The organism is Halomicronema sp. CCY15110 (assembly GCF_016888165.1).
GTDB lineage: Bacteria > Cyanobacteriota > Cyanobacteriia > Phormidesmidales > Phormidesmidaceae > Halomicronema.
Map to the genome: position 1 here is coordinate 24,177 of NZ_JACSWC010000276.1, position 10,883 is coordinate 35,059.

Sequence of the window (10,883 nt, forward strand, 5' to 3'; positions counted from 1 at the left end):
CAACAACAATAATTTGATCCTAGCTAATTCATTCAAGGGTAGCGATCGGCACATCAGCCTTTCCAGTTGAGCCGTGATTGCTAGAAATCAGCCGCGATCGCTCCATCAATTCCCCCTTGACCTAAACTACCGTGAAGATGTGGCGGATTTACTGGGTTTATGCCACGCAATTGGACGAGTCGCCTTAGACTGTAAGGAGTCGTTTATCCTTGTCCAAAAAGTTACGAGCATTCCTCTCTGAAAATTTCTGGTTTGCTGACGCTAAGCGTCCATGACCTTAGCCAGAATGTACGCCAGGCAGAAGCTTAAGTATTTATCCATCTGCCCCGTTTGAATGTCACGATTAAGGAGTACGGTTACATGCTTCACCGCAAGATTTATCAACTTTGCTGTGAGGGTAAAGAGGTTTGGATTTTCTTACGGGATCAACAACGTTGGCTCGAACGCGCCACAATTTTAGATATTGAGGGCGACCTCGTTACTGTTCGGTATGAAACCGACGAAGAAGATGAGGTTTGTTCTTGGGAAGAGCTCATCCGGCTCGAAAGCATCGGATCGGTTATGCAACGCTTAGCGGCTGTACCCCGAGGTGAGTTTGACTTCCCCATGACCGACGACTGCCCCGAAAACGAGCAGCTTTCTGATCCACCCCGGCGAGAATCAAATCCTGATTAACTCCCCGTGATCTGGAATGAGATCGGTTAGGTAAGGCTTTAGCACCATTCAACTGCCCCTGACAACAGTAGGGTTTTGGCCATTTCATCCAATCAACCATTGGAAACTGACTCAGCATTCGTTGAGTCAGTTTTTGTGCTGACAATACAAAGCGTTAGCTAGCACAACACTCAATCACATTTGTTTAAGTTATTTCATCCAAATCTTTGTGAACACAACAGTTCATGTCAGCTAGTGCCGAAAAGTGATGGCAGGTCGGCAAAATGGAAGGTATCGTCCCCTCAATACATGGCTGTCGGTGAGTGATCGTTGCTGCCGACAACGTATTTTTCTAAGCGTAGGGGCGGCCGTTTTCTTGGATCGATAACACCATGCTTTCTCAATCAAATTTCTCTCGCCCCGCTTGGACTCCTTGGGTACTAGCGATCGCGGCATTTTGGCTTAGCAGTAATCTCCTGCTCGACTTTTTGATCATGCCCATCATGTACGTCTCAGGCATGGCAGCCGATAGCAATTTTGCGGTTGCGGGCTATTCGCTTTTTTGGTCATTCAACCGCGTTGAGCTACTGTGTGCCGCCGTCTTGTTGACAGGGGCCTTAGCGATGCGACACCGCCCTCAAGAGTTTGAAGTTTGCCATAGCGGTAGCCGTTGCCGTTGGACGGTCGCTTTAGGTATCGCCCTGTTAGGCCTGATCTTAGTAGATGCCTATTTTCTGGCCCCTCAAATGAGTGCTCTGGCCTTTGAGTTAGAAAATGCTCGGCAAAGCGCCCTCACTCCTGTCATGCCTGGGATGCATAGCCTGTATTGGCTGCTAGAAGTCTGTAAGCTCGCCTGCCTCGCTGGCATGGGGGGGTTATTGCTGAGTGATCTACGTCCCAGCAATGAGGCTTATGCCACCGTCGATATCGTCGCTTAGGTCACTCCATCGAGCCCATCGGTAGCTTTTCCAATGTGCGGTGAGCACGACTGAACTATTCAGGCGTAACGTTGCCAAACCCATCAGCAAGCCTGGGATTTAATTTTGGACCAATGAGCGTACTGAATAAGCGCGCACATCGCGATGTTTCCCACTTGTCCCCGTCGGCACTAGGCTAGCGCTCACAAACAACTTAGGGAGTTTCGGCTCAATAAAGTCATAGCTCTACCTTTCAATCTCGAAAGTTGAGCGGAGTCGAAACTCCCTCCAGCGGGTCTTTTATTTTCCCTCAAGCCTGTTAGCTTTCAGCTTTGAAGTAGGCGTCTTGTTCAGCCCGCAATTTGTCACAGTGGCGGTTTTCCGGAAAAATTACGTCGTCGTAAGTCAACACCGTATCTTTCGCGACGGGCCGCTTCAGCTTGCAGCCTTCTGCTAAGCCCATGGGCAAGAGTTTTTCCGCCAGGGTGATGTCGCTCTTTTCGCACTGGCCGTAGGTCATGTAGTAGCCGATACCATCGAGAGTCGCTCCTGCCTCTAAGTCGATTTTGGCGGTGGCCACCACATCTACCATGGGTTTGCCCAGGGGTGCCATCACCGCATCTTGGAAGAGTGCGGCCCGAGCAAGGGACAGCGGCACCTCAAAGTGGCAAATGTGATAAGGGGTGTAGAAACTGTAAAGTGGTCCTTCACCGCGCTTGTAATAGTTCAGATAATGTTGATGCTTGGGGTCTTCGTTAGTCGCGTAGATAAAGACGCCCGCCGCTGGTTGGGCACCAACAACATAATCAACAATGCCACCTAGAGCTTTGAGTTGATCGACATCGTACAGGTGAGTCATGTCGTCAACATGTCCACGAAAGTCGTATCCCAACATGCCACGCTGAGCCACTGTCATACCAGTGGCGTTGGCGACGATCGCCTGCTCAAAGGAAATCTTCGTCCCGTCAGCAAAGCTGGTCACCATGTAGGGAGCTTGCTTCCACTTCTCGGCAAAGCTTTTTTGCGTGGTGGGATTGCGGTAGCGATCTTGCAGCCCTTTGATGTTGCCGCAGAGCAAGGGAGTAAAGCCGATGCTTTTGACGTAGCGGTAGAGGTTCATTTCCACGCCGGGCTGGTCACCGTCGCAGTTAGACAGCACTACGCCAGCACGATCAGCATATACCTTCAGAATCGGCCCAATGGTGCCGTCCAGTTCCGCATTCATGAGTACGACATGCTTGTGGTTCGCGATCGCCTCCATCACGATCTGCGTGCCAAATTCAATGGTGCCAGTAACTTCAACCAAGGCATCAATGTTTTCGGCTTTGCACAAGAGGGAAGCATCTTCGGTGACAGCAGGTTGGCCCGCCGCGATCGCATCTTCTAATTCAGCAACCGTCCGCACCGCTTGAATATGATCAACCCCGGCTTCCTCGTAGGGGCGCTTAGCATCCTCTAGCCGCCGACTGAAAACCGCCACCAACTCCATCCCTGGGACAGAATTAATGATTTGATTGGCAATGCCTCGGCCCATAAAACCCGCACCAATCATGCCGACTCTAACCGGATTGCCGGCCTCGGCCCGGGCCTGAAGAGCGGTATCAACAATAATCATGGCAGCGCTCCTAAGAAATAACTCTAATCACTCAATAAGGGCCAGTTAGCGTCTTTCTCAGAAATCACGCTAGCTGGCAAAGGCCAGTCAATCCCTAGCTTAGGGTCACTGTACCGGAGTCCCCGCTCGTAGCCTGGGGTATAAAATTCTGTCACCTGGTAGACTACCTCGGCATTGTCGGTCAAGGTTTGGTATCCGTGGGCAAACATTTCAGGCACATATAGAGCCCGGCGATTTTCCGCTGTCAGTTCGACGCCGACATGTTTCAAGTAGGTAGGGGAGTCTTCCCGCAAATCAACAATGACGTCATAAATCGCCCCTTGGGTGCAGCGCACAAGCTTGGTCTCAGTGGCGGGTGGAACCTGAAAATGCATGCCCCGCTGGGTACCCTTTTTGTAATTAAAGGACATATTGCACTGAGCGACGACGGGCTTGAGGCCATGCTCTTCAAACTCGCGGGCACAAAACGTGCGGGCAAAGAAGCCGCGATCGTCTTTGCGCAAATCCAGGTCAATAATGTAGACCCCCTGAATTGCTGTTTCGTTAAAAATCATTGATCTTGGCTAATGAATAGACAGAGATTGAACACATGCACGACAACATCGGCGATCGCCACGCCGTCGTGCTGAGGGGGGTAGAACTACCAGCAACTGCCTCTACAGATTGCCATAACGTTGAATCTGGGCGGCCGTAAGTTTCTGCATGTCTTGCTCAGCCATATAGGCTTGATACCACTCCACAATCCATTCTAGGGTCATGCCTAAATCTAGTTTGGGTTGCCACTTGAGTCGACTCTTCGCTTTCGAGCAATCCAGCTTCAAGTAAGTCGCTTCGTGGGGATTCACCTTAGTGTCTAATTGCCAAGAAGCACCGTCTCCCCAGAGCCGAGTTAGCTGCTCAGTAATCCAAGAAACGGGTCGAGCATCTTCATCATTCGGCCCAAAGTTCCACCCCTCTGCGTAGGTGCCCCCGTCTTCCCACATTTGCTCAGCCAAAGTCATGTATCCATTCAGCGGCTCCAGCACATGTTGCCAGGGGCGAATAGCATTCGGACTACGAATCAAGACCGACTCACCCGCCATGATGGCCCGCATAATGTCAGGAATCAGCCGATCTTCCGCCCAGTCACCACCGCCAATCACATTGCCGGCACGAACACTCGCTAAACTCGTTGTGTGCTCGTCGTATTGCTCTGGACTAAAGAAGGAATTGCGATAGGCCGCAGCGACTAACTCCGCACAGCCTTTGCTGTTGGAGTAAGGATCATGTCCCCCCATCGCTTCGTTTTCGCGATAGCCCCACACCCATTCGCGGTTCTCGTAGCATTTGTCACTGGTGATGTTCACGACGACTCGGGCGCAATTCGTCTGACGCGCCGCTTCGAGCAAATGCACAGTGCCCATGACGTTGGTGGAGTAGGTTTCTACAGGATGCTTGTAGGAATAACGCACCAGCGGCTGAGCGGCCATGTGGAAAATGATCTCGGGCTGATGCTGGGCGATCGCTGCCTGCAACTTCTCCAAGTCGCGAACATCTCCCTCTACTGAGGCCATGCCTTCACTAACGTTAGCCACGTCAAACAAACTGGGACTGGTAGGTGGCAACAGGGAATACCCCATCACCTCGGCCCCAGCGGTTTGCAACCAAAGGGACATCCAACTGCCCTTAAAGCCAGTGTGACCTGTCAGAAAAACTCGCTTACCGCGCCAAAAATCAGCATTCATAATGTCAAAAAAATATGGTTAGCAAAAATGAGGTTGCTTTGTAGAGCAAGACGGAAAACAAGATTCATTAAAACTCAAACCAATCTTTTACGTACTAGATATGACGATTTAAATATCCTTGTCGAACCTCTACAAAGCAAAAGCCCTCGGCAGAGGAGATTAAGTCACTCAGGCAATTAATCTCCTCTTAAAACTGAATAAATTACCATACCTTCCAAGGGGCTTCATTCGCATCCCAAAGTCTTTCAAGATACTGCTTGTCACGCAAAGTATCCATCGGCTGCCAAAAGCCATTGTGCTTATAGGCTGACAACTCTTCTTTATGAGCTAGCTTTTGCAGCGGCTCTTTTTCCCAAGAAATTGAATCATTCTCGATGAAGTCGATCACCTGCGGATTGAGCACAAAGAAACCACCATTAATCCAGGCTCCATCGCCTTCTGGCTTTTCTTGAAAGTGAGTAATCTTAGTCTGTTCTTTAGCCAAGGCGATCGCGCCGAAGCGGCCAGGTGGCTGCACAGCTGTCAGAGTAGCCAACGTATTTTGCTGCTTATGGAATTCAACTAGAGCCGAGATATCCACATTAGATACGCCGTCACCATAGGTAAAACAGAAATCCTCATTACCAATGTGCTCGCGCACCCGCTTTAGACGACCACCCGTCATTGTCGTATCGCCGGTATCTACCAACGTGACGCGCCAGGGCTCAGCCTTTCCAGCGTGGACGTTCATTTGATTAAAGCGCATGTCAAACGTAACGTCAGACATGTGGAGAAAATAGTTAGCAAAATACTCCTTGATCACATATCCCTTATAACCACAGCAAACAATGAAGTCTGTAATGCCATAGTGAGAGTAAGTTTTCATAATGTGCCAAAGAATTGGCTTGCCACCAATTTCAACCATTGGCTTTGGCTTAATAGCAGTTTCCTCACTTAAGCGCGTTCCCAATCCGCCAGCTAATATGACAGCTTTCATATGACCAAAGAACCACTAAATATCAACAATTAAACAATATGTGCGATAGCTCACACGTAAAGGTAATATAAATCCTACGTTGTTGCTATCGCCACCATATCTGTAACATCTCCCAAATCGGGATCAGCAATGCCTCTAACAACTTCATATAAGCTTTATGATTCGAGCTTAGTATATGAATTTTGAGTGAGTACGTCCGTTTCGTCTTGGCTTCAAGGGCTGACCTACGAAAAATTACTGAGTAACTGAATATAGTTTGGTGTTGGTTAAACGTGAGCTTAGTACAAGTTCGGATATGAGATATCTAGTCCCATTGGTTTTGTTGGAAGATTGACTAGTGCATAACCTTGGCATGGATGTGCCCCATTGCAGTTCACTCAGCATCAAGAAATATATTGGCCGAGAGTTGAGTCAACTTTAATACATCCAGATGAGAGTGACACAGGGGACTAACGTCGTTATTTATGACCAAGGCTCTGTCTTCATACGGGAGAACTAAATGGATAATCACTGTTGGGAGGATGCCTTCCAGTCAGGCTATTTCCTAATTAAACTAGGGCGAAGTGTCTTGCCCATCAGGCATCGTCGAGGGGCAGCATTGACGGACTCTCTAGCGTATTGAATGCGATCACACTAAAATTCAAAGCTCTGCTAGTATTTTTTCATTAGAAGTACGATATATAACCGATTAAGACTTAAGTTCTAGTCGATACAGGGAATAATTTATGTCTATTGTGGATTTAAACGTGGATCAGCAACCAGCAGCCCAAAATCTAGGTACGGTCAATTCTGATGTATCCGCTGCCACAACGGTCAATCTGATTTGGCAGATTAGTACAGACGGGTTGATTGAGAAGGATTGGATAGATTTCCTATTTTCTGAGTTCACAGTCAATCATATCGCTGACCCCAATTTCGACGTGGTGATAGACAATGCCATTGTGATCACTCGCGGTAACCCCAAAGGCGCAACGTCGGTCAAAGATTATCTAGGGCGCTTTAAGCAACAAGGCTATCAGATCGGTGTACTGCACCTCAGTGATGAATGGTTTACATCACCAGTTGATTTTTACCTTGAGGCAGACTTTGTCTTTCGGAACTTCTATCGCCCCGATGTAGCTCATTTACCCCACGTATTATTTGTCCCGGTGGGATATAAGCAAGGTCTGCACAAATACACCGTGGAGCGACCCATTAGCGATCGCCAGTATTACTGGTCGTTTGCTGGTCAGTTGGGAGGAAAAGTATCCCGGCGCGCCATGATGGAACAGGCCCAGAATATTCCTGGCGGCATTGCTTACGTTGGCAAAGGATACAACGACAGCCAGGATCTGAGTTTTGAGGGATATGTTGAACTCATTTGTGACACAGTCTTTGTGCTATCCCCAGCAGGCAATCGTTGCGCGGAAACCAGTCGATTTTATGAGGCCCTTGAAGTAGGGGCGATTCCTGTCGTTGAAGATGTCAGCAAATTCAATATCATCAAGCAGATTCTGAAAGAGATTCTTAAGCCGGAGAAGGCCAAGCAGCATAAAGTTTGGACTTTTCGCTATTGGCAAGATGCTATCTCTCTGTTGCTTGAGCCTAGCTATTGGACACAGGTATTCGGACCAGAGTTTCCTTGCCCCAAATGTTCTAATTGGAAGCATCTAGCAGCCACACTAGCAGCAGTTGACATCGAAGCTGCGGCCAAAGAGACTCAAGCATTTTGGCAGGATTATAAGCGACAATTAAAAATTGATGTTCGGACTATTGTTTTACGTCACTTCAGTAAGTAATCACTGGCAAGAATGATGGAACGTCTGCTAAAGTTTGTAGTTCTCATTCAGTTGCAGTTAGCTACTTTTTGAACAACATTGTCTAAAACTCTGATTGCTATTTAACAGGTGCGATGGTTGAACAAAACTTAGTGCGGTGGGGCATTCTTGGCACCGGCTGGATTGCCGGACAATTTGCCAAAGACCTCCGACGGGTCCCTGGTGCGGCGTTGGCAGCGGTAGCTTCGCGATCGCGCGATAAGGCCGAGCAATTCGCCCAAACTTTTCCCAGCTGTCGGGCTTATGCCAGCTATCAAGAATTAGTCAAAGCGATTGATATTGATGTCGTTTATGTGGCGACCCCCCATATTCGTCATTATGAAGATTGCTTGCTGGCACTCGAAGCGGGTAAGCCGGTGTTGTGTGAAAAACCGTTCACGATTAATCGCCACGAGGCCGAGAAGATTTTCGCAACGGCCAAAGCTAAGAATCTATTTTGTATGGAAGCCATGTGGATGCGCTTTATTCCCCTGATGCAAGAAGTACGGCGCATTGTCCAACAGGGTGATTTAGGGGATATTCGCTTCATTACGGCAGACTTTGGGTATCCGGTTGGCTTTAGCGCTGAGAGCCGTCTATTTAACCCGGAGTTGGGCGGCGGCACTTTGCTAGATCGGGGGTGTTATGCCTTATCACTGGCGGTTTATTTGTTGGGAAAACCTGAGCGAATTACCGGATTTGCTCATATGGGGCCAACTGGTGTCGACGAACAATGCAGTATGCTCCTGCAATATGCCAACGGTGCACTCGCACAACTGGCTGCCACAGTGCAAACTTACAGCACGAATCAAGCGGTAATTGCGGGCACACGGGGACAACTGGTGATTAAACCACCGTTCTTTTATCCCGAATGCCTGGTGGTTCATCAATTTCCTGACCGTGAAACTCTAGCCGCGCCCCCCCCGGCGAGTTTACCCACCGACTTAAAAGGGCGTTTGAAATCTACCCTGAAGACCAATGCTTGGTACAAAAGGCTCCGTCGATGGCGACCGACAGGCGGCAAAACGATGACGCAACTGGATGGCGGCAACGGTTATCAATACCAGGCCATCGAAGTCGGTCGTTGCCTACAAGCGGGACTGTTAGAAAGTCCACTGATGCCTTGGGCAGATACGCTACAGGTGCTAGATCTAATGGATACCTTAAGAGAATCGTGGCAACTAAGGTATGCTCAGGATGATGGTGTAGCGGTTTCTGAATAATCCAGATAGCGCAGTATTAGGTCTCTTTCACGCAATATTTTATTTTTCAAAAAGGTTCTATGAAAATCGCGATCGTAGGCTGCGGATTCGTAGCTGACTTTTACCTCAGTACACTATCTTTTCATCCTCAACTTGAATTGGTTGGAGTCACTGATAAACGACCTGAGCGCGTTAAGAAATTTGCCGAATATCATTCGCTACCAACCTATGACTCACTAGAGGAACTGTTGGCAGATCCGCAAGTAGATATTGTCTTAAATTTGACAAATCCCAGAAGCCATTTTGAAGTTTCTAAGGCAGCTTTATCAGCGGGCAAACACGTCTATTCTGAAAAGCCCCTGGCCATGTCAATTGATCAGGCGAAGGAACTGGTTTCCCTGGCCGCAGAAAAGGGGTTGCATCTCTCCTCTGCACCTTGCAGTGCCTTGAGCGAAACAGCGCAAACGGTTTGGAAAGCACTGCGGGATAATGCTGTCGGCAAGGTGTATTTGGTATACGCCGAAATGGACGATGGGCTAGTGCATAAAATGCCCTATCAGCACTGGATTTCAGACTCAGGAACGCCTTGGCCTTATCAAGATGAATTTGAAGTGGGCTGCACTTTAGAACATGCGGGATATTACGTTAACTGGCTCACGATGTTTTTTGGCCCTGCGCAATCGGTCACGGCCTTCTCCTCTTGTTTAGTGCACGACAAGGTGCAAGATGTTGTGTTGGCCCCCAATGATACCCCTGACTTTTCTGTTGCCTGTATTCAGTTTCAATCGGGGGTTGTGGCACGTCTAACCTGCAGCATTGTGGCAACCCATGACCATCAGTTACGGATTTTTGGTGAAGAGGGTGTCCTCAGCATTCATGACTGTTGGAAGTATGATGACCCCGTCTACGTGCAGCGAATGTTACGTATTCGCCGCAAGGTCTTGATGAATCCCTTTCGGCAGAAGTTACCCTTAGTGCGTAAGACCCCGAATTTTAAGACTCGGGGAGCGCAAAAAATGGACTTTTGTCGCGGAGTGGCAGAGATGGCCGATGCCATTACCGAAAATCGCTCCAGCAGAATGGCTGCGGATGTATCGTTGCACAACAATGAGTTGGCGATCGCCATCCAAAATTCCCTCGCTACGGGTGGGCCTTATACCCTGACTACGACCTTTGAACCGCCACAGCCCATGGTCTGGGCACAATGAACGCGCATGTGACTGCAAGTTAGGCAGGGTTAAACCTTACTTTCTCGCACCATCTGAACGCCATGGATCGGACAATTGGGAACCTCAGCGCCCACCTCGCGGCGATACCACGTTTGATGGCAACTCGCCACCGGGCAGCGGTAGCGGGGGCTGGCCACCACGCCTGCTTTGCCTGGCAGGGGATGATACGTCCGAATAATGCTGAGAATTTCAGCAGCTGGTTTCTGCTCTTCAAGATAGAGTCGCAGCCACTCGCGGGTCGGCTCCGCGACGGACAAAACCCGGCGAATCTCGGCTTGCTGCGCTGCTGTGTCAGTGGTGGCATTCAGGGCGAGCTCCAGGCGATCGCCCATGGCGTTGGCATCGGGACGCTCTAGTAACTCAGCTAAATAAGGGCGGATCGCTTTTGCAGCTTGCAATACGTCTGGAGAAGAAGTCATGACCTAAAGCTGCCTAAAACAGGAAAAACACAAATATACAACTGTAATTATTGGTCACTTTTGCCGCAATCAGACACAGGCGTCACACAGCTTATCTCACCGTGTCCTCACTACGGCCTAGATACTGTAACGGCGCTCTAGCATTTTTCAAGCCTTCAACGCCTTCCCTCGAGATGTCCATTTCAACGGCTCAGGAATGAGGATCCAATAACATCCCAATTGTTTAGAGCAGACATCTTGCCTGTCTTGGGACAGCCGAAACAGCTATTCCAGCTTAGTAATTGCTCAACCAGGTTGACTCAAGCGATGAGCTAGCAGAGGATGTTAGGCTTTGGTCATGACTGAACTCCC

General features: G+C 49.1%; 10 protein-coding genes. 5 read left to right on the plus strand and 5 right to left on the minus strand.

Annotation, left to right across the window (positions count from 1 at the left end; genetic code table 11):
- Window positions 1-360 precede the first annotated feature (360 nt).
- A complete protein-coding gene (locus JUK32_RS11500; protein ID WP_204139006.1) occupies window positions 361-675 on the plus strand; it encodes a DUF6679 family protein in 315 nt (104 codons plus the stop codon).
- A 371-nt stretch (window positions 676-1,046) separates the two neighbouring features.
- Window positions 1,047-1,592 carry a DUF4149 domain-containing protein gene (locus JUK32_RS11505; protein ID WP_204138996.1) on the plus strand — a complete coding sequence of 182 codons (546 nt, stop codon included), beginning with the start codon at window positions 1,047-1,049 and terminating at the stop codon, window positions 1,590-1,592.
- Window positions 1,593-1,890: 298 nt separating this feature from the next.
- Here the strand turns inward: JUK32_RS11505 and JUK32_RS11510 are convergent, their stop codons facing one another.
- The 4 genes from JUK32_RS11510 to rfbF all read right to left on the minus strand — a co-directional run bounded on the left by JUK32_RS11510 (window position 1,891) and on the right by rfbF (window position 5,886).
- On the minus strand, window positions 1,891-3,186 hold the full coding sequence (locus JUK32_RS11510; protein ID WP_204138997.1) for an NAD(P)H-dependent oxidoreductase: 1,296 nt from the start codon (window positions 3,184-3,186) through the stop codon (window positions 1,891-1,893).
- A 23-nt stretch (window positions 3,187-3,209) separates the two neighbouring features.
- Window positions 3,210-3,740 carry a dTDP-4-dehydrorhamnose 3,5-epimerase gene (gene rfbC / locus JUK32_RS11515; RefSeq protein WP_204138998.1) on the minus strand — a complete coding sequence of 177 codons (531 nt, stop codon included), beginning with the start codon at window positions 3,738-3,740 and terminating at the stop codon, window positions 3,210-3,212.
- Between the two features lie 102 nt (window positions 3,741-3,842).
- Window positions 3,843-4,910 carry a CDP-glucose 4,6-dehydratase gene (gene rfbG / locus JUK32_RS11520; protein WP_204138999.1) on the minus strand — a complete coding sequence of 356 codons (1,068 nt, stop codon included), beginning with the start codon at window positions 4,908-4,910 and terminating at the stop codon, window positions 3,843-3,845.
- Between the two features lie 202 nt (window positions 4,911-5,112).
- Window positions 5,113-5,886 (minus strand): glucose-1-phosphate cytidylyltransferase, encoded by a 774-nt coding sequence (rfbF, locus tag JUK32_RS11525; protein ID WP_204139000.1) that lies wholly within the window; start codon window positions 5,884-5,886, stop codon window positions 5,113-5,115.
- Window positions 5,887-6,611: 725 nt separating this feature from the next.
- Here rfbF and JUK32_RS11530 point away from each other — a divergent pair.
- The 3 genes from JUK32_RS11530 to JUK32_RS11540 all read left to right on the plus strand — a co-directional run bounded on the left by JUK32_RS11530 (window position 6,612) and on the right by JUK32_RS11540 (window position 10,092).
- A complete protein-coding gene (locus JUK32_RS11530; protein WP_204139001.1) occupies window positions 6,612-7,664 on the plus strand; it encodes a hypothetical protein in 1,053 nt (350 codons plus the stop codon).
- Between the two features lie 113 nt (window positions 7,665-7,777).
- The gene (locus JUK32_RS11535; RefSeq protein ID WP_204139002.1) at window positions 7,778-8,905 is read left to right on the plus strand and encodes a Gfo/Idh/MocA family protein; all 1,128 of its coding nucleotides are present in this window, start codon (window positions 7,778-7,780) and stop codon (window positions 8,903-8,905) included.
- Window positions 8,906-8,964: 59 nt separating this feature from the next.
- Complete coding sequence (locus JUK32_RS11540) at window positions 8,965-10,092, plus strand: Gfo/Idh/MocA family protein (RefSeq protein ID WP_204139003.1); 1,128 nt, start codon at window positions 8,965-8,967, stop codon at window positions 10,090-10,092.
- A 29-nt stretch (window positions 10,093-10,121) separates the two neighbouring features.
- On the opposite strand, the gene JUK32_RS11545 is transcribed toward JUK32_RS11540, so the two are convergent.
- Entirely contained in the window at window positions 10,122-10,532 is a 411-nt protein-coding gene (locus JUK32_RS11545; RefSeq protein ID WP_204139004.1) for a hypothetical protein, read from the minus strand.
- Window positions 10,533-10,883: the final 351 nt, after the last annotated feature.